This window comes from Natrarchaeobius versutus, assembly GCF_041205745.1.
GTDB classification, from domain to species: Archaea; Halobacteriota; Halobacteria; order Halobacteriales; family Natrialbaceae; genus Natrarchaeobius; species Natrarchaeobius versutus.
The window spans coordinates 628,924-646,067 of record NZ_JBGFCC010000001.1 but is presented as its reverse complement, the minus strand read 5'-3'; the positions used below and the strand labels follow the sequence as shown (position 1 = coordinate 646,067).

Below are 17,144 nucleotides of genomic sequence, written 5' to 3'. Positions count from 1 at the left end.
ATTTACGTACCGTTCACAGACAGCGCCCGGAGACCGGACGACCGGATCGGTCTCCGGGCGGATTATCGCCAGCGGGAGGCATCGACTTTCAACGACTACGATGGCCGCCCCCGGGCGAAGACGGACTACTCGACGGCGATCGTGACGGTCGTCTCCGCGCCTTCTGTGAGCGCCTCGACGAGGTCGCGATCGACTCCCTCGGCGGCGAATTCGGCACCGTTGAGGATCGTCCGATCGTCGACGTACTCGCTCGTCCGGCCGACGGCGCTTCGCTCGCTGGTCAACTCGAGGTCCGGATCGCCGCGGCCTTCGATCGATTCTCGGTGACCGTCCGCCTCGATGGTGACGGTGATCGTCGCGTCGGCGTCACGACAGGCCTCGACGAACGCCGGATCGAAATCCGCGGGCGCGCGGTCGGCCTCGATCGCGAGGATGCAATCTCCCGCAGGCGTCAGGTAGTCGTCGGTCGTCACCTCGAACGTGCTCGCGTGCTCGGCGCTGACGTTCTCGTGGCCGCGGGCGTGGATTACCTCCTCTAGACCTGAGGAATCACCGTTCGAGGCCGCCGGACGCGACGGGTTTTCGTCTTCCATACTCGAGGGTACGCCGGCGGTCGGAAAACGGATACGGATCGTCGATCGGACGACGGTGAAAAACTGTGGCGACCCGGTCGGTGAGTGTGCCGTGAATCGGTATCGAAAACCGTCTCAGACGAGGCTCGCGCCGTCGAACGCTCCCCGGCGATACTCGACGTCCATCAGGTCGAGGATCGTCGGCGTGATGTCGAAGAGGTCGGCGTCGTCGATGTTCGCGTCGGGGTGGTCGATGTACAGCGCCGTGTCGTCGAAGCTGTGCATTCCGTTTCGCGGACCCGTATCGAAGACGTCGGAGTCGGCTTTGAAACCGGACTTGAGGTCGAATCCGTGGTTGGGGATTACGACCAGGTCCGGGGCGATGTCGTCGTGGTCGCCCCGAAACGCGGTCTCCTTCTCGACGACGCGGTCGACGACCTTCTTGCCGTTCGGTCCCTCGAGCGCCTCGAGATCGGCTCTGAGTTCGTCGCGGACGTCGTCGTACTCCGCTTCGGGGACGGATCCGCGGGGCTCCCGTCCCTCGAGATTGATGTAGAACCGACCGGGGATGAACGAGTACGCCTTCGTTTCGTCGGCGATGTCACCCAGTTCGGCGGGTTCGTCGGTTCGAAACGAGAGCCAGCCCTCCTCTCGGAGCCACTCGTTGAAGTGGACCTCGTAATCGAGACTCGTAAAGCCGTGATCGGAGGCGACGATCAGCGTCACGTCGTCGGGGAGCATCTCGCGCAGTTGGCCGACGTAGTCGTCGACTTTCCGGTAGAACTCGAGGAACTCCTCCCGGTACTCGCCGTCGCGTTCGTAGTCTTTGAACAGAAAGTGGTTGACCCGGTCGGTGGTCATGAAGACGCCGAAAAAGAGGTCCCAGTCGTCCTCCTCGAAGTAGTGTTCGAACGCCTCGAAACGGGTGTCGAGCGTCTCGTGAGCGTCCTCGATGAACGCCGTTTTGTCCGTCTCGTGGCCCAGTTTCGGATTGACGTCGATCCGGTAGTCGATCGACTCGAGGTAGTCGCGAACGTCGTCGGGGTAGGCCGCCTTCTCGAGTCCCGAAGAGAGAAAGCCCGAAACCATCCGCTGGACGTTTCGCTGGGGTGGAAACGTGACGGGGACGTTCATCACGGTCGCACGCCGTCCATCCTCCTGGACGAGATCCCAGACGCGATCCGCCTGGACGTCGCCGCCCATCGGAACGTAGGTGTCGTACGTGCCCACCTCTCGATCCTGAAAGCCGTAGACGCCGGTTTCGCCGGGATTTTTCCCGGTCGTCAACGACGGCCAGCAGGCGCTGGATTCGGGCGGGACGATACTCGAGATTTCGCTCGCTGTCCCTTCGTCGGCGAGCGCGGCGAAGTTCGGAAACAGTTCTTCGTTCTCCGAGAGCAAACTGTACGGCACACCATCGACTCCGATAAACGCGACCCGCGGGGTTTCGTCCCCCCGCAATCGATCGAACAGGCCCATGGCCGGTCGTAGTCCGACCGCATACAAGAAGGTTCGTTTCGGGACACTGTTCTGATACTGCCGGACAGAACTATTTGAAGACCGGTCGCGCTACTGCCACCTCGGTAGTGACGGCCGTGCGTGCGAGACCGACGTCGCACCGACTTCGACAAGAAGACACCGAAGCGCCGAGCAAACCGCTGATGAGGCCATCGTGGACTGTGCGGACGAACCGTCGCGGAACCGAGGCCGACAGCGACTCGAGCGCGATCACTCCGCTCGTCCGCCAGGGGCATCCGGGTCGAAGTTCGTCGGGACGACCGTCGGGTGGGCCAGACCGGCACTCGAGTCCGTTCGGTCGCCGGCTTCGGCGTCGTGGACGGACGGGTTGGTTACTGCCATAACGGGAGAACGTAGGCTGGCCATCCGAATAAAATTACCCATGCTCATAACGCATGAGCGCTCGAGTGTGGATAACTCGAACGAATCGATCGAAAACGAATGAGCGGAGAGGGAACCGGTCGAAGACGAATTCATCGAGGGGGTACCAGCCGAAGACGAATCGACCGGAGACGTCTCGGTCGAGAGAGAATCGGTCGGAGACGGTTCACTCGGATTCGGACGAGGCTACCCGAAGTGTTCTTCGTAGAGGTCCTGGGCGTGTTCGATGGCGTCGTAAGCCGCCTGACGGTCCTCCCAGCCCAAGGTCTCGACTTCTTTACCCGCCTCCAGGTTCTTGTAGGTCGCGAAGAACTCGTCGATCTCGTCGCGTTGTTGTTGGGTGATGTCCTCGAGGTCTTCGATGTGATCGAAGCGCGGGTCCTCGCTTGGCACAGCGATGACTTTGTCGTCTTGCTCGCCGTCGTCGTCCATCTTCATCAGGGCGACGGGGCGGGCTTCGATGACACAGCCGGGGAACGTCTGGTCCTCGACGAGGACGAGCACGTCGAATGGATCCTCGTCGTCGTAGTACGACTGCGGGATAAAGCCGTAGTCGGAGGGATAGTGGACGTTGCTGTGGAGGACGCGATCGAGGACGACGCCGGGGACGTCCTTGTCGTACTCGTACTTGTTTCGCTCGCCTTTGAGACACTCGACGACGGCATAGATCTCTTCGGGCGGGTTCGGTCCAGTCTCGAGGTCTTCCCAGAGGTTGACCATGTACGCTGAGAGTCGGCGGTGGATCAAAAAGTACTTTCGTAATCACGTTTGAAACCCAATTGACGGCTACCAGACAGCCGACAGACGCGACCGGTCGGGAACCGTTCGGCCGCCACCAGCGGTAAAACGGCGTCTGGCCGTCCATAAGACCAAATGGTTGGCAAGTCTTAAATAGTCTGGTGACATTTACAGAAGTATGTCAGAGGCACAATCAATCACCGGCGAACAGAGCATTGCACGTGAACTCACCGCGTTCCAGACCAACATCCTCACCATCCTCGCGAAGGAGCCGATGTACGGGCTGGCGATCAAACGCGAGCTCGAGGAGTACTACGGAACCGAAGTGAACCACGGTCGACTCTACCCGAATCTCGACGAACTCGTCGAACTCGGGCTGGTCGAAAAGAGCGAACTCGACAAGCGAACCAACCAGTACTCGCTGACCGACGACGGCTACGAGGCCGTCTTGGACGGCGTCCGCTGGACGCTCTCGAAGGTCGTCACGGACGACGACCGCGCTGACGAGATCCGCGAGATCATCGACGAGAGCTACTGAACCGTCGAGCGTGACGAGCGGCCTAGCGAATCCGGAATTCGGGCACCGGTTCCTCGGCCGTCTCGTACACCAACTCGATCGATTCTTCGACGACGCCGCGCTGGTCCTGTGAGGGCCAGGCGTTGCGAACAAAATACTCCGTACAGAACTCCGAGAGCTCCGGCCCAGTCAGCGACTCGATCCGTTTGGCGTAATGGTTCCCGACGAAATCCGCGAGCGCGGTCGCGTTCGCGCCGTGGACGTCACCGTGGCGCTTTCCCACCCGCGCGGCGAGTTCGCGATTGTGTTCGTCGACGACGCTCCAGTCGTCCGGGTCACCCGCCCCCTCGAGTGATACCTCGACCGCGCGCGAGACGTCCTCGATCCGCTCGGTGCGGACGACGCCGTCCTCGCGCCACTCGTCCGGGTAGAGCACGAGGACCGCGTCGGTGTCGTCCTCGCGGACTCTGGCGGTGAACCCGTACGCCGTGAGGAGCTTCTCACGCCGGCGCTCTCGCGCTCGCGCCTCGTTGTCGTCCGGGGTCGAGCGCGCGATGCGCGTGAGTCGTTCGACCTCGCGTACGACGTCGGCGGGGACCTCGTCGTCACCGGTTCCGCTGGCGTCTGCGTCGTCCGGCTGGGGATCGGTGCTGGAGCCGTTCGGTCCGTCGAGATCGCTCATGGCCGGTCGTTCGTCCTCGAGAACCTTTCCGTGCTCGTTTCGTCCCGCGGTAGCGACCGCACTCGAGGCGAGACGAGCGAACGGTCGGTCACCGCTGGTCTAACGCCTCGTTCGCGAGGGCGTCGGCGCGGTCGTTGACCTCGCGTGGGACGTGCTCGAGCGTCCACTCGTCGAACGAGCCCAGCAGTTCGTGGACGGTGACGCGGCGCTCGCGAAGTTCCGGGTTGTTGGTGTCGTACTCGCCGCGGACCTGTTTGACGATCAGTTCGGAGTCCCCGCGGACGTGGATCTCGTCGTAACGGTAGTCGCGGGCGGCCTCGAGTGCGGCGATCAGCGCCTCGTACTCGGCCTGGTTGTTCGTCGCGCGGCCGATGGTCTCGCTTCCCTCGGCGACGATGCCCTCGCTCGTGACGATCACCCAGCCGATCCCCGCCGGGCCGGGATTACCGCGCGCGCCGCCGTCGAAGTAGACGTGCGCTCGCCCGCCGCCCTCCCGGAGGAGTGCCTCGAGGTCCCGCGGATTGCCACCCTGGACGACGACCTTGTCGTCGTACGCGACCGCCGTCGCGTCCCCGCGGCTCGCGCGCCAGCGCTCGTGATCGGTGTTTCCGGACTCGACGGTCACGCCCGCCTCCTCGAGACGGTCGCGAGCATCGTCGACGTCGCATTCGATGACCGGCATTCGTCCCGTTCATCGCCGATTTCCGGATAAAGTCTTTCCGGTTTCAAATCGTAAACCCGACCCGTGAGGGCCGCTACTGCCGATTATTGGTCGATAACCGTCGAAGGGAGAAAACGGAGACAAAGGGTTTATATACTATGGTGATACTACTATAAAAGTGCGATGACACGGTCCACCCGCCAGCGGGAGCGAACGCGTGAGATGGACGAGACCGAGGATCAAGAAGGGGTACGTGCCTGCCCCGAGTGTGACTCGGAGAATCTCGTTAAGGACTCTGACCGGGGTGAGCTCATCTGTGAAGATTGTGGGCTCGTCGTGGAGGAAGAGAAAATCGACCCCGGCCCTGAGTGGCGGGCGTTCAACCACCAGGAACGACAGGAGAAGTCGCGTGTCGGCGCCCCGACGACACAGACGATGCACGACAAGGGGCTGACGACGACGATCGACTGGAAGGACAAAGACGCCTACGGTCGCTCTATTTCCTCGAAAAAGCGCAGTCAGATGCATCGACTGCGCAAGTGGCAAGAGCGCATTCGAACCAAAGACGCCGGCGAACGAAACCTGCAGTTCGCGCTCTCCGAGATCGATCGGATGGCGTCGGCACTCGGCGTCCCGCGTTCGGTTCGCGAGGTCGCGTCGGTAATCTACCGACGCGCGCTCAAAGAGGACCTCATCCGTGGCCGCTCGATCGAGGGCGTCGCGACCTCGGCCCTCTATGCGGCCTGTCGAAAGGAAGGAATTCCGCGAAGCCTCGAGGAGATTTCGGAAGTCTCACGCGTCGAACGAAAAGAGATCGGTCGGACGTATCGATACATCTCGCAGGAACTCGGCCTCGAGATGCGACCCGTCGACCCGAAAAAGTACGTCCCGCGCTTCTGTTCTGAACTCGAACTGTCCGAAGAAGTCCAGACCAAGGCCAACGAGATCATCGAGAAGACGGCCGAGGAAGGACTGCTCTCGGGCAAGTCCCCGACCGGATACGCCGCCGCGGCCATCTACGCCGCGTCGCTTCTGTGCAACGAGAAGAAGACCCAACGCGAGGTCGCAGACGTCGCGCAGGTGACGGAAGTGACGATCAGGAACCGGTACCAAGAACAGATCGAAGCGATGGGCATCCACGGTTAGTCGCGTCCTCATACGGTCTGCTGTCAGTCATTTCCGGTGCAACCGCGACCCGTCCTGCGGCCGCACCGGTACATCGGTACACCAAACCGTATCACACGTTTTTTGCGACACTCGAGGTGTAGTAACAACTGAAACGATTGACACGCCGGTCTCGCGATCGGTGAATAACTGGGAGAACGGTGGACCGACGCGGCTCGTGGCGAAACGGATCCGGTCGACGATCGACCTTACGCCCCGCCCTCGTCGCCGTTTTCTTCGTCCATCGGATCGTCGCCATTGCCCTCCTCTGCGGGATCGTCCTCCGGATCGTCGACCGGTTCCTCGTTTTCGGGTGCCGTATCGTCGGGTTCACCGGGTCCTTCGTCACCACAGCCTGCGAGTGCGGTCGCACCGACTGCGGCGGTCAACGCGATCGTCCGTCGGCGTGTCAGGCGGTCTGTGTTTTTCATGGCCATCGGGTCCGACCCGGCGAGAGGACAAGAGAATGCGGGACATATTGCACGCTCTCGAGGGTCAAACGATTGTTACATACGTTCGCTTCGCCGCGATACGAATCGATCCGGCCGAAACTGACCCGGTATGTCAATCATGACACACTATTTGCGAAACCCGCTCACTGCAACCGACAGCGGGTTCATCAGCCAACGGGCACTTACGAACTGAATCAGTGTCTCTCCTCGCATCTCGTACGGTTTGCTGTACCGATGTACCGACGAAAGCGTCGGTCCGGTCGCGGTTGTGTCGGAACTGGCGGACAGCGGACCGTCTCACTCCTCCTTGCCGACGCTGATGACCTGTACGAGCGAGTAGACGGGAACGTCGTCGACCGTTTCGATCCCCTGTTTGTCCGCCAAAACGACACACGCCAGCGGTTCCCCGCCTTCGGCGCGAATCGCCTCGATCGTCTCGCGCATGGTCGTGCCGCTCGTGATCGTGTCGTCGACGACGTAACACTCGCGATCGCGGATCGTCGCGAAGTTTCGGGAGAACGTCCCGCCGAGATCTTCGATGTCGCCTTCCTCCCACTGGTGTTTCGCGGGCGTGTACGTTCCCAGATCCGTCCCGAGTTCGCGCGCGACGAGCGTGGCGATCGGTCCGCCGGCCTTCTCGATGCCGATCGTCAGGTCCACGTTCTCACCGTGTTTCGCGAGAAGGTCCGCCATCGCGGCGGCCACGTGGCCCATCCGTCCGCTGTCGCGCCCGATCGCCGACCAGTCGACGTGGATGTCCTGTGGGCCACTGGCAGGCCGGTCGCTTTGTGTCTGGGTTGGCTGTTCGGTTGGCGCCGCGTCGCTTCGCTCGACGAGCCAGCTCGCGGTCTCCCGCGAGACGTTGAGTTCGTCCGCGATCTCGCCTTTCGATAGCCCTCGCGCTGCAAGCTCAGCCGCACTCTCGATCAGATCGTCGACGTTCTTCATGACGAAGCGGTTCGCACGCCGATTTTATAGACGTGTCGTCGTTCGTTCCCGCCCGAGGGTCGAAACACAACGAAAACCTTCTCCCGGCTACCGCCGACAGTACGGGTAAGATGGAACGATACGATCTCGTCTACCGACTCTACGACGAGTACGACACGGAAACGTTGCGGGAGTACCAGGAGTTCGTCGATATCTTTCCGGCGGTCGATTCGCGGGCCGCACTCGAGCACTGGCAAGACGCCACGGAGGAACTCGAGGAGCGAAAGGACGAGATCAGATCGGCGTTCGCGACCGGGGAGACGTTCGCGGAGGTCGCCGCGCGGGCGAACCGCGACCAGGCGTTTACCGCACTCGACCTCCAGACGAAGTACGGCCGGGCGGTAAACGTCCTCGTTCTCGACGTCGACGAAACGCTTCGGTCCGCCGGCGGCACCGACAACGAGATTCCACGGGAGACGCTTCACGTCCTGACCGAGTTTCACGACGCCGGCGTTCCGATCGTCATCTGTACCGGCCAGACCCTAGAGAACGTCAAGGGGTTCGCCATCCAGGGGCTGGGAAGCGAGATCGTTCACTCGGGAACCCTCTCGATCGTCTACGAGGCGGGGACGGGCGTCTTCACGCCTGGACACGGCGCCGAGACGAAACAGTTGCTCTACGAGGACCTCGAGGAGGGAATCAGGGACGTCTTCGACGACGTTCGTTCGCGGGTCCTTCCCGAAGCGCCCGAGCGACTCCGGCGGGGCTGTCACCTCCAGGGCAACGAGTTCAACGTCACGATGAAACCCAACTACGAGACCGGCTCCGCCGATGCCCGGGAGGTCATCGACGAGGCGCTGGTCTACCTGATCGATCTGCTGGCCGACGCGGTCGGCACCGTCCTCGAGTCGAGCGCCGATGGAAACGGCGAGGGCGTCGTCGACGACGAGACGATCGAAGACTGGACCCGAGCGTTCTACGCCGCACAGGACCCCGAGATCCGAGCCGTCCTCGAAGGGGAGGGCGCGTATCCCGACCTCGAGGTCGGCGCCGTTCCCGACGCGCTCGCCGACGTCCTGGAACGGATCGACGTCGCCTACTACGAGGCCGACGCGGCCGAGATCGGGAGCCTCGAATTGAACAAGGTCGTCGGCGTCGAGCGCGCACTGGACGTGTTGGGAATCGACGATCCGTTCTCACTCGTGATGGGCGACTCGAAGAGCGACCTGCGCGTGATGCGGTGGGTCGCCGAAAACGACGCCGGTCTCGCGGCCGCACCGGAACACGCCTCCCAGGACACCTTAGAGCACGTCCTCGAGACGGACGAACTCGTCTTCGATCAGGGAAAGAGCGTCGACGTCCTGCGGACGGTGTACGCGTTGAACCAACTGGCTCGACTCGAGTAACCGGCTCCGACGACCTGGTCGGGGTCTCCGCGTGTCGACTCATACGGATTACTGTCCCGATGTCCCGACGGTGAGTCGAACCGTGTGAGACGAGTCTCGGTGGAGGAGTGCAACGAGTCCACCGTTGCAACCGCCACCCGGGTCGCGGTTGTGCCGGAACTGGTCGACAGTAACCCGTCTCACACTCGAGCGCGGCGAGTCTCGACGACGAGGCAGATAGTATATTTTCTCTCAGCGCCAACGACAGAACGTGAGCGAGTACGACGCTGTCATCTACGATCTGGATGGGACGCTCGTCGACCTAGACGTCGACTGGGCCACCGTCACGACCGACGTCGTTGCGGTGTACGACGCCGCGGACGTCGAGCCTCGCGGGAGTGACCTCTGGGAACTGCTCTCGGGTGCCGACGAGTTCGGCCTCGCCGCGGACGTCGAATCCGTCGTCGCCAGCCACGAACGCGAGGGCGCTCCGACGTCGCCGCGTCTACACCACGCCGACGAACTGGAAACGCGGACTGTCCCCGTCGGCGTCTGTTCGCTCAACTCCGAGGCAGCGTGTCGGATCGCACTCGAGGAACAGGATCTCGACGGGGCGGTCGAGACGGTCGTCGGTCGTGACACCGTCGAAACGCAAAAGCCCGACCCCGAGCCCTTGCTCGCGGCCGTCGACGACCTCGAGGCGTCGCCCGGGCGGGCGCTGTTCGTCGGCGACTCACCTCGAGACGAACTGACCGCCAAGCGAGCGGGAACGGCCTTCGAGTACGTGTAGACGTCGCCGCCCCATCGGTCACGCTGGCACCGAACCGCCGATCGACCGTTCCGGCTTGCGGTTTTCACCCGCTCGTCAACTTCGCGTAGGCGAAGACGACGATCGCCGTGAGAAACCAGATCGGCGCGCCGATGCGGATGGCGAACTCCGCTCGAGCGCCCCACGTCGGCAGGTCGGCCGACGCCGAGAGGAGGGCAACGATCGGTGCGCCGACGACGATCGTCGCGACGAAGGTGACCTGCATCACCCAGCCGTAATCGACGCCGTCGGGCGAACTGGTTTCGACTGGTTCCGCCACGACCGTCACTCCAGAGCCGTCCCTAATAACACTGCCGGACAGTACGAGGCTCCGACTCCCCGCGCTCGCCGGCCGCCTCGAGCGGAGAACGACGACGTTTAACGCTCGCGGCCGAACGTGTGTGTATGACTACCGTCCGTGACGTCAGGGCGAACGGAGGCGAGAACCCGATCACCATGTTGACGGCCTACGACGCGCCGACGGCCGCGATCGTCGACGAGGCGGGCGTCGACGTGATCCTCGTGGGAGATAGCGTCGGAAACGCGAGCCTCGGCTACGAGACGACGCTTCCCGTAACCGTCGACGACCTCGCGCGCCACGTCGGGGCGGTCTCGCGCGCGACCGAGGAGGCGCTGGTCGTCGCCGACATGCCGTTTCTCTCATACGGCGTCGAGGAGGGAGAAAGCGTCGAGAACGCGGGACGGATGCTCAAAGAGGAAGGCGCGGAGGCGGTCAAACTCGAGACCGGCCCGCACACCGTCTCGCTCACCGAGACGATGACCCAGCTGGGCATTCCGGTGATGGCCCACCTCGGTCTGACGCCCCAGCACGTCAACCAGTACGGCGGCTACCCCAGACAGGGGACAGATCCCGACGCCGCAGAGCGTATCCGCGAGCTCGCGTTGGCCCACGAGGATGCCGGAGCGTTCTCGCTCGTCTTAGAACACGTTCCCTCGAACCTCGCGGCCGAGGTGACGGACGCACTCGAGATTCCGACGATCGGGATCGGCGCCGGCCCGGACTGTGACGGTCAGGTCCTCGTCGTCGACGACGCGGTCGGGTTGAGCGACTGGTCGCCATCGTTCGCGAAACGTTTCGGCGACGTCCGCGGCGAGATGGAGTCCGCCGTCGAGGGCTACGTCTCGGCCGTCGAATCCGGTGAGTTCCCCGGGGAAGAACACAGCCACGAGGAGGCGGATCTCGAGGATATCTACTGATCACGGGCTACCGGATGCGTACTAGGGCGATAATACGACTCTAAGGAACACCCACCCGTATACCGGGAGAGTATATATACGACGTCCGCCGAACTCAGTTCGTACGCATGTCACGTCCTGTCACAGGAACGCTTCCGGTTCCCGACTCGGTTTCCAACGGGGCCGCGTTGCTCCGTCACGTGATCGTCGACCGCGAGGGCGAAGATATCGTCGTCTGTACGATGTTTCCACGACGTCGGGAGGGCGCAGACGTCGAAACGCAGTGGCTCGGTGCGGAGGGTGGGTCGTTCGTCTCACTCGAGCGGATGCGTTGATCGAGTCCGCATCTGCCGTCCACTAATACTACCGGACGAAAGGCAGTGAAGATTTTCGACTAGCCATTCGGTCGAAAATCTGTGACTCGTTTTGTCCGGCAGTACAAACCGCCGGATTCTCCGTTTTCGACGCGCCGACACGGCTTCGCATCAGGCGGCGTCCGTCCGCAAAAACGTCGCGACGGCGTCGTTGAACGCGTCGGGTCGCTCGAGCATCGAGAGGTGGCCCGCGTCGGTGATCTCGACAGCCTGGGCGTCCGGAATCTCCGCGGCGAGAAACTCGTGGTACCACGGCGGAGTCAGCCGATCCCCGTCGCCGTAAATCGCGAGGATGGGAACGTCGATCTCCTCGAGTCTCTCGCGGACATCGAATTCGTGACAGGTGCGAAAGTCCCGGCGCGTGACGGCCTGTCCACAGTCGTACATCGTCTCGATCGATCGTTCTCGGAGCGCCGGATCTGGGTCGGCGAAGAAACAACCCGGCTGGTGGAGAAACTCGACCGCCCGGTCGAAGTCGGCCTCGAGCCATTGCAAGAGGTCGTCGAGTACACCCATTCGCGCGCCGGTTCCGGTTACGATGGCGGCGTCGACCTCGAGATCGCGCTCGAGGAGAGCGTGAACGACGACGGCCCCGCCGAGTGAACTCCCGAGGAGGATTCGGGCATCCGAACGCTCGACGACGGCCAGGAGGTCGTCCGCGTAGGCCGAAAGGGTCGAGTATCCGGTCGTCGCGTCGACGTCCGTCGAGTCTCCGTGACCGCTGAGATCGAGCGCAACGACGGGGTTCTCCGCGGCGAGCGTTCGCTGGAACCGCCAGAGGTCTCGAGAGCAGCCACTGCCGTGGACACAGCAGATCGGCGCCCCGTCGCCGCCTCGATCCGTGATCTCGTAGGCGGTCCGTCGACCGTGATGTGTTACCGTTTCCATACGGTATTCGACGGGAGGTGACCGCATAAAGGCTGGTCGCACCCGTCGCCACGACGACGGTCTGGCGTCGGGACGGATTCGGATTTCTCCGCGGTTATAGCGTCGGCTCGAGACTTCGGTGGACTGTGAACTGCGAACATCGATCTTTTCGGTCACACCGACGCCCCCTCCGTATTAGCCGGAGAAAGACTTATGTACTTGTATGGCTTACCTGTGGTTAGTCAAACAATGAACCTCGATACATTCACCCACGAAACTGGGCATCCGGTTCGCCGGTACCAGTACGATGACTCCTCGGTGGTGGCAGTCGATTTCGGCCCCAAAACTGACCCCACCGTCGATCTGGTCGACGGGACGGTGATCGTCGTCCTCGAGGACGACCAGTTCGAACTCGAACTCCCCGGGGCGGCAACTGATGCGCACACGTTTATCAAAAATGGCGTGCTCACTGTCGAAGTGGAGGCCGACCAATGAAACTCACCGTCAAACCGTTAAAACAGAAGGACGCGGGTCGCGGACTCGCGGCGATCGACCGCGTCTCGATGCGGGAACTCGACCTCGAGAACGGGGACTACATCGTCATCACGGGCAACGGTGACGAACAGGCAGTGGCGCGCGTCTGGCCGGGCTACCCAGAGGACGAAGGACGGGGAATCGTCCGGATCGACGGACGCCTACGCCAGGAAGCCGACGTCGGCATCGACGACCGCGTGACGATCGACCGCGCGGACGTCAAACCAGCCACGTCTGTCTCCGTCGCGCTCCCACAGAACCTCCGTATTCGGGGTGATATCGGCCCGCTCGTCCGCGACAAACTCTCCGGACAGGCCGTCACGGAGGGCCAGACGGTTCCGTTCTCGCTCTCGTTTGGGCCGATGGCGAGTTCGGGCCAGTCTGTGCCGCTGAAGATCGCGAGTACGTCCCCGAGCGGGACGGTCGTCATCACCGACTCGACGAGCATCGACATCTCGGAGACGCCCGCCGAACAGGTCAGTTCGGCCGGCGGCCCCTCGGCCGAAGGCGTCCCGAACGTCACCTACGAGGACATCGGCGGACTCGACGGCGAACTCGATCAGGTCCGCGAGATGATCGAGTTGCCGATGCGCCACCCCGAACTGTTCCAGCAACTCGGCATCGAGCCGCCCAAGGGCGTCTTGCTCCACGGGCCACCGGGGACCGGGAAGACGCTGATGGCCAAAGCCGTCGCCAACGAGATCGACGCCTACTTCGAGACAATCTCCGGTCCGGAGATCATGTCGAAGTACTACGGCGAAAGCGAAGAGCAACTGCGCGAGGTGTTCGAGGAGGCCGAAGAGAACGCTCCCGCGATCATCTTCATCGACGAACTCGACTCCATCGCGGCCAAGCGCGAGGAGGCCGGCGGCGACGTCGAACGCCGCGTCGTCGCACAGCTCCTCTCGCTGATGGACGGCTTAGAGGAACGCGGGCGCGTGACCGTCATCGCCGCGACCAACCGCGTCGACGACATCGACCCCGCGCTCCGGCGTGGCGGCCGGTTCGACCGCGAGATCGAGATCGGCGTCCCCGACAAGGACGGCCGCAAGGAGATCCTGCAGGTCCACACCCGCGGGATGCCGCTTACGGAATCGATCGACCTCGATCGCTACGCCGAGAACACTCACGGTTTCGTCGGCGCCGACCTCGAGTCGCTCGCCCGCGAGAGCGCGATGAACGCTCTGCGACGTATCCGACCCGAACTCGACCTCGAGTCCGAAGAGATCGACGCGGACGTCCTCGAGTCGCTACAGGTCACCGAGACCGACTTCAAGGAGGCGCTCAAGGGCATCCAGCCCTCCGCGATGCGCGAGGTGTTCGTCGAAGTTCCCAACGTCACCTGGAACGACGTCGGCGGTCTGGGTGACACCAAAGAGCGCCTGCGGGAGACGATCCAGTGGCCGCTGGACTACCCCGAGGTGTTCGCGGCGATGGACCTCGAGGCGGCCAAAGGTGTGATGATGTACGGCCCGCCGGGGACCGGCAAGACGCTACTCGCGAAGGCGGTCGCCAACGAGGCCGAGTCGAACTTCATCTCGATCAAGGGCCCCGAACTGCTGAACAAGTACGTCGGCGAATCCGAGAAGGGCGTCCGCGAGATCTTCGAGAAGGCACGGTCGAACGCACCGACCGTGATCTTCTTCGACGAGATCGACTCCATCGCCGGCGAACGCGGTCAGCGCCAGGGTGACTCCGGCGTCGGCGAACGCGTCGTCTCCCAGCTACTGACCGAACTCGACGGGCTCGAGGAACTCGAGGACGTCGTCGTCATCGCGACGACCAACCGACCCGACCTGATCGACTCGGCACTGCTCCGTCCGGGACGACTCGACAGACACGTCCACGTACCCGTTCCGGACGAGGACGGTCGCCGGAAGATCTTCGAGGTCCACACCCGCGAAAAGCCACTGGCCGACGCGGTCGACCTCGAGTGGCTCGCCGCGGAGACGGAGGGCTACGTCGGGGCCGACATCGAGGCCGTCTGTCGCGAGGCGTCGATGGAGGCCAGCCGCGAGTTCATCAACTCCGTCGATCCCGACGAGATGCCCGATACGATCGAGAACGTCCGGATCAGCCGGGAACACTTCGAACACGCGCTCGAGGAGGTCAACCCGAGCGTGACTCCCGAGACGCGCGAGCGCTACCAGGAGATCGAAAAGGAGTTCGACACCGCCGAACCCGGTGAACAGGACCAACTCGGTCGAACGTTCCAGTAACGACTCACCACTCCGTTTCCTTTTTTGCGGCCATCCGTAACCGACGCCGTCGAGCGAACTGCGAACGTCGGCGTTTCGCTCGAGCCGAGACCGTCATCGGTCTTCGGTTTACCGGAAATTGCTTACTGGAGACCGTATCAGTCGTCGTCCCCGCCGGCGACGTCCGTCTCGGCGGACGCGGTCGGAGCCGGTTTCGCGACTAACCGACGAGCGACCGCCGCGCCGACGAGCGCGAGCGCCGCGAGCGATCCGAAGAAGACGCCCAGGCTCGTCCCCTCGAGCAGGAAGCCGCCGACCGAGATGCTCGCCGCGCCGAGTCCGAACATTCCCAGGTAGGTGTAGCCGTAGGAGAGTCCACGCGATCCGGGTGGGGTATAGACCGCGACAGCCTCCTGATAGAACGGCTCGATCGCGAACAGCGAGAAACCGAGGACGCCACAGAACAGCAAAATCGGAACGAGTCCAGTCGACGAGACGGGAACGAACGCCAGCGCCAGCGCCGCGAGCACGACGAAGACGACGGCGATCCCACGTGCGACCGAGACGCGGGCGGTCAGTTTTCCCGCGACGTACTGGCCAGCCATGCCGGCGACCAAAAGCCAGACGTAGAAGTAATCGCCGAGTGAAAGCTCCTCGAGCCCGCCCGGTGGCTCGACCCCGTCCATCGCCGGGAGACCGTGGAGAATCTCCGGCAGGTACGTGAGGACGCCGCGGTAGTAAAGGCCGACGAACGTGACGATCACGAAGACGAGGACAAACGCGCTCGCAAACAGCGACCGGGAGTTCGCGAGGAACTCTCGCGCCGAAAGGGAGCGCGCCGCATCGTCGACGTCATCGTCGAGCGCGGCCGTCGGATCGAACCGCGCGTAGAGGCCATATAGCGTCGCGACGATGCCGGGAACCGCAAGCGCCACGGCGACGAGTCGCCACTCGAAGACGAGCAACAGCGTCGCGGCGGCGAACGGCCCGAGTGCGATGCCGACGTTGCCGGCGATGCCGTGGTAGGCGAAAACGGTACCGCGATCCTCGACACCGGTGCTGATGAGCGCGAGTCCGGCCGGATGGTAGACGCTCGCGACGATGCCCCAGATCAAGAGACTCAGGGCAACGGCGTATATCGAGGTCGCAAACGCGAGACTCACGAACGCGAGGCTCATCCCCGCGAGACAGCACAGCACGAGCCGTTTCGGTCCGTACCGATCGGCCAAGACGCCGGCCGGCAAGGCGCCAAGCCCGAACGGCGCGTAGCCGATCGCGACGACGAGACCGATGACCCCGACGCTCACGTCGAAGGCGCCGATCCAGACGACGAGCAAGATCGGGATCGCGAGTTCGAACCAGTGAACGATCGCGTGGGCGACCATCGTGAACGCGGCGATCGATCGATCGTTCGACTCGAGACTCATTGGTCCCCCATCACTCGATACCCGTTGGTTCCCGGCCTGCTACTTATCGGCTTGGAAACCGTCCACTGTTTCGAACTCGTACTAGTAGAAATGTAACACGTATCGGCATGTAGAGGAACCCTTTCGAGAATCGTCTCGTCCACCCGATCTCCTGGGTAACTCACGAGCGGGACGACCGACCGGCGACGAACCGTCTCAGGAGGTCGGTTCCGGCGGATCGGGTCGGGTCTCGAGGTCCGACAGTACCTCCTCGACGTGGTCGTCGGGGTTTACCCCCTCGTAGACGGCTTCGATTCGGCCATCGGGGCCGACGACGTAGGTGTTGCGGAAGACACCGTCGAAGGTGTTGCCGAACATCCGCTTTTCGCCGTAGGAGTCGTAGATCGTGGCGACCTCTCCGTCCTCGTCGGAGAGGAGGTCGAACTCGAGGTCGTACTTCCCGGCGAACGACTCGAGATCCTCGACGGGGTCGTCGCTGATCCCGACGACGGCGGTATCGCATTCGCCGAAGCGCTCCAGTGCGTCGTCGAAGGCGCGGGCTTCGGTCGTACAGCCGTCGGTGTCCGCACGCGGGTAGAAGTAGACCACGAGCCGACGATCCGAAAAGTCGGATCGCCGGACCAGATCGCCGTGCTGATTGGGCAGTTCGAACTCGGGGGCCGAATCGCCGACGTCGAGCATAGCCGTCCGTTCGCGTCGATCGTTGTATGCGTTGTGGTCTCACTCGAGTGGACGAATCAGC

Annotated in this window: 20 protein-coding genes; 8 read left to right on the top strand and 12 right to left on the bottom strand. The window is 63.3% G+C overall.

The genetic code is table 11. The features are described 5' to 3' along the window. Window positions 1-125: 125 nt before the first annotated feature. From AB7C87_RS03255 to AB7C87_RS03240, 4 genes are all read right to left on the bottom strand, one after another. Window positions 126-593 carry a DUF371 domain-containing protein gene (locus AB7C87_RS03255; RefSeq protein WP_369727958.1) on the bottom strand — a complete coding sequence of 156 codons (468 nt, stop codon included), beginning with the start codon at window positions 591-593 and terminating at the stop codon, window positions 126-128. Between the two features lie 114 nt (window positions 594-707). After that, window positions 708-2,051 carry an alkaline phosphatase family protein gene (locus tag AB7C87_RS03250; protein WP_369727957.1) on the bottom strand — a complete coding sequence of 448 codons (1,344 nt, stop codon included), beginning with the start codon at window positions 2,049-2,051 and terminating at the stop codon, window positions 708-710. 249 nt (window positions 2,052-2,300) lie between these two features. Beyond that, window positions 2,301-2,432 (bottom strand): hypothetical protein, encoded by a 132-nt coding sequence (locus AB7C87_RS03245; RefSeq protein ID WP_369727956.1) that lies wholly within the window; start codon window positions 2,430-2,432, stop codon window positions 2,301-2,303. Between the two features lie 225 nt (window positions 2,433-2,657). Beyond that, window positions 2,658-3,191 (bottom strand): inorganic diphosphatase, encoded by a 534-nt coding sequence (locus AB7C87_RS03240; protein WP_369727955.1) that lies wholly within the window; start codon window positions 3,189-3,191, stop codon window positions 2,658-2,660. 196 nt (window positions 3,192-3,387) lie between these two features. Between AB7C87_RS03240 and AB7C87_RS03235 the strand changes: the two genes are divergently transcribed. Further along, entirely contained in the window at window positions 3,388-3,747 is a 360-nt protein-coding gene (locus AB7C87_RS03235) for a PadR family transcriptional regulator (protein ID WP_369727954.1), read from the top strand. A 22-nt stretch (window positions 3,748-3,769) separates the two neighbouring features. Here the strand turns inward: AB7C87_RS03235 and AB7C87_RS03230 are convergent, their stop codons facing one another. Then, window positions 3,770-4,408, bottom strand: a complete 639-nt coding sequence (locus AB7C87_RS03230; protein ID WP_369727953.1) for a DUF7108 family protein — start codon at window positions 4,406-4,408, stop codon at window positions 3,770-3,772. Window positions 4,409-4,496: 88 nt separating this feature from the next. After that, window positions 4,497-5,090: a ribonuclease HI gene (gene rnhA / locus AB7C87_RS03225; protein ID WP_369727952.1), complete on the bottom strand. Its 594-nt coding sequence runs from the start codon at window positions 5,088-5,090 to the stop codon at window positions 4,497-4,499. A gap of 162 nt (window positions 5,091-5,252) precedes the next feature. Here rnhA and AB7C87_RS03220 point away from each other — a divergent pair, with 162 nt between their 5' ends. Beyond that, window positions 5,253-6,215, top strand: coding sequence for a transcription initiation factor IIB (locus AB7C87_RS03220; protein WP_149081329.1), 963 nt, complete (start codon window positions 5,253-5,255; stop codon window positions 6,213-6,215). Window positions 6,216-6,442: 227 nt separating this feature from the next. On the opposite strand, the gene AB7C87_RS03215 is transcribed toward AB7C87_RS03220, so the two are convergent. Together AB7C87_RS03215 and gfcR are read right to left on the bottom strand one after the other, a co-directional pair. Continuing rightward, window positions 6,443-6,664 (bottom strand): hypothetical protein, encoded by a 222-nt coding sequence (locus AB7C87_RS03215; protein WP_369727951.1) that lies wholly within the window; start codon window positions 6,662-6,664, stop codon window positions 6,443-6,445. Window positions 6,665-6,982: 318 nt separating this feature from the next. Further along, window positions 6,983-7,633, bottom strand: coding sequence for a transcriptional regulator GfcR (gene gfcR, locus AB7C87_RS03210; protein WP_369727950.1), 651 nt, complete (start codon window positions 7,631-7,633; stop codon window positions 6,983-6,985). Between the two features lie 110 nt (window positions 7,634-7,743). On the opposite strand from gfcR, the gene AB7C87_RS03205 reads away from it, so the two are divergent. After that, window positions 7,744-9,018: an HAD family hydrolase gene (locus AB7C87_RS03205; RefSeq protein WP_369727949.1), complete on the top strand. Its 1,275-nt coding sequence runs from the start codon at window positions 7,744-7,746 to the stop codon at window positions 9,016-9,018. Window positions 9,019-9,268: 250 nt separating this feature from the next. Then, on the top strand, window positions 9,269-9,787 hold the full coding sequence (locus tag AB7C87_RS03200) for an HAD family hydrolase (RefSeq protein WP_369727948.1): 519 nt from the start codon (window positions 9,269-9,271) through the stop codon (window positions 9,785-9,787). A 64-nt stretch (window positions 9,788-9,851) separates the two neighbouring features. Here AB7C87_RS03200 and AB7C87_RS03195 read toward each other — a convergent pair whose 3' ends face one another. Beyond that, the gene (locus tag AB7C87_RS03195) at window positions 9,852-10,085 is read right to left on the bottom strand and encodes a DUF5822 domain-containing protein (protein WP_369727947.1); all 234 of its coding nucleotides are present in this window, start codon (window positions 10,083-10,085) and stop codon (window positions 9,852-9,854) included. 125 nt (window positions 10,086-10,210) lie between these two features. On the opposite strand from AB7C87_RS03195, the gene panB reads away from it, so the two are divergent. After that, entirely contained in the window at window positions 10,211-11,023 is an 813-nt protein-coding gene (gene panB, locus AB7C87_RS03190) for a 3-methyl-2-oxobutanoate hydroxymethyltransferase (RefSeq protein WP_369727946.1), read from the top strand. 107 nt (window positions 11,024-11,130) lie between these two features. Continuing rightward, on the top strand, window positions 11,131-11,337 hold the full coding sequence (locus AB7C87_RS03185; RefSeq protein ID WP_369727945.1) for a DUF7511 domain-containing protein: 207 nt from the start codon (window positions 11,131-11,133) through the stop codon (window positions 11,335-11,337). Between the two features lie 150 nt (window positions 11,338-11,487). Here AB7C87_RS03185 and AB7C87_RS03180 read toward each other — a convergent pair whose 3' ends face one another. Beyond that, window positions 11,488-12,264 carry an alpha/beta fold hydrolase gene (locus tag AB7C87_RS03180; protein WP_369727944.1) on the bottom strand — a complete coding sequence of 259 codons (777 nt, stop codon included), beginning with the start codon at window positions 12,262-12,264 and terminating at the stop codon, window positions 11,488-11,490. Window positions 12,265-12,492: 228 nt separating this feature from the next. On the opposite strand from AB7C87_RS03180, the gene AB7C87_RS03175 reads away from it, so the two are divergent. Both AB7C87_RS03175 and AB7C87_RS03170 read left to right on the top strand, forming a co-directional pair. Next, window positions 12,493-12,738, top strand: a complete 246-nt coding sequence (locus AB7C87_RS03175) for a DUF7127 family protein (RefSeq protein ID WP_369727943.1) — start codon at window positions 12,493-12,495, stop codon at window positions 12,736-12,738. Then, window positions 12,735-14,996 (top strand): CDC48 family AAA ATPase, encoded by a 2,262-nt coding sequence (locus AB7C87_RS03170; protein ID WP_369727942.1) that lies wholly within the window; start codon window positions 12,735-12,737, stop codon window positions 14,994-14,996. The genes AB7C87_RS03175 and AB7C87_RS03170 overlap by 4 nt, the downstream gene beginning before the upstream one ends. A 137-nt stretch (window positions 14,997-15,133) precedes the next feature. Here AB7C87_RS03170 and AB7C87_RS03165 read toward each other — a convergent pair whose 3' ends face one another. Further along, entirely contained in the window at window positions 15,134-16,402 is a 1,269-nt protein-coding gene (locus AB7C87_RS03165; protein ID WP_369727941.1) for an MFS transporter, read from the bottom strand. Between the two features lie 195 nt (window positions 16,403-16,597). Continuing rightward, complete coding sequence (gene bcp, locus AB7C87_RS03160; RefSeq protein WP_369727940.1) at window positions 16,598-17,083, bottom strand: thioredoxin-dependent thiol peroxidase; 486 nt, start codon at window positions 17,081-17,083, stop codon at window positions 16,598-16,600. Window positions 17,084-17,144 lie beyond the last annotated feature (61 nt).

Excerpts from the sequence above, each read along its gene's own strand:
- AB7C87_RS03180 (WP_369727944.1), bottom strand. The coding sequence starts at position 12,264 with ATGGAAACGGTAACACATCACGGTCGACGGACCGCCTACGAGATCACG.
- AB7C87_RS03250 (WP_369727957.1), bottom strand. The coding sequence starts at position 2,051 with ATGGGCCTGTTCGATCGATTGCGGGGGGACGAAACCCCGCGGGTCGCG.
- bcp (WP_369727940.1), bottom strand. The coding sequence starts at position 17,083 with ATGCTCGACGTCGGCGATTCGGCCCCCGAGTTCGAACTGCCCAATCAG.
- AB7C87_RS03165 (WP_369727941.1), bottom strand. The coding sequence starts at position 16,402 with ATGAGTCTCGAGTCGAACGATCGATCGATCGCCGCGTTCACGATGGTC.
- AB7C87_RS03240 (WP_369727955.1), bottom strand. The coding sequence starts at position 3,191 with ATGGTCAACCTCTGGGAAGACCTCGAGACTGGACCGAACCCGCCCGAA.
- panB (WP_369727946.1), top strand. The coding sequence starts at position 10,211 with ATGACTACCGTCCGTGACGTCAGGGCGAACGGAGGCGAGAACCCGATC.
- AB7C87_RS03235 (WP_369727954.1), top strand. The coding sequence starts at position 3,388 with ATGTCAGAGGCACAATCAATCACCGGCGAACAGAGCATTGCACGTGAA.
- AB7C87_RS03230 (WP_369727953.1), bottom strand. The coding sequence starts at position 4,408 with ATGAGCGATCTCGACGGACCGAACGGCTCCAGCACCGATCCCCAGCCG.
- AB7C87_RS03175 (WP_369727943.1), top strand. The coding sequence starts at position 12,493 with ATGAACCTCGATACATTCACCCACGAAACTGGGCATCCGGTTCGCCGG.
- AB7C87_RS03185 (WP_369727945.1), top strand. The coding sequence starts at position 11,131 with ATGTCACGTCCTGTCACAGGAACGCTTCCGGTTCCCGACTCGGTTTCC.
- rnhA (WP_369727952.1), bottom strand. The coding sequence starts at position 5,090 with ATGCCGGTCATCGAATGCGACGTCGACGATGCTCGCGACCGTCTCGAG.
- AB7C87_RS03255 (WP_369727958.1), bottom strand. The coding sequence starts at position 593 with ATGGAAGACGAAAACCCGTCGCGTCCGGCGGCCTCGAACGGTGATTCC.
- AB7C87_RS03220 (WP_149081329.1), top strand. The coding sequence starts at position 5,253 with ATGACACGGTCCACCCGCCAGCGGGAGCGAACGCGTGAGATGGACGAG.
- AB7C87_RS03245 (WP_369727956.1), bottom strand. The coding sequence starts at position 2,432 with ATGGCAGTAACCAACCCGTCCGTCCACGACGCCGAAGCCGGCGACCGA.
- AB7C87_RS03170 (WP_369727942.1), top strand. The coding sequence starts at position 12,735 with ATGAAACTCACCGTCAAACCGTTAAAACAGAAGGACGCGGGTCGCGGA.
- AB7C87_RS03215 (WP_369727951.1), bottom strand. The coding sequence starts at position 6,664 with ATGAAAAACACAGACCGCCTGACACGCCGACGGACGATCGCGTTGACC.
- gfcR (WP_369727950.1), bottom strand. The coding sequence starts at position 7,633 with ATGAAGAACGTCGACGATCTGATCGAGAGTGCGGCTGAGCTTGCAGCG.
- AB7C87_RS03205 (WP_369727949.1), top strand. The coding sequence starts at position 7,744 with ATGGAACGATACGATCTCGTCTACCGACTCTACGACGAGTACGACACG.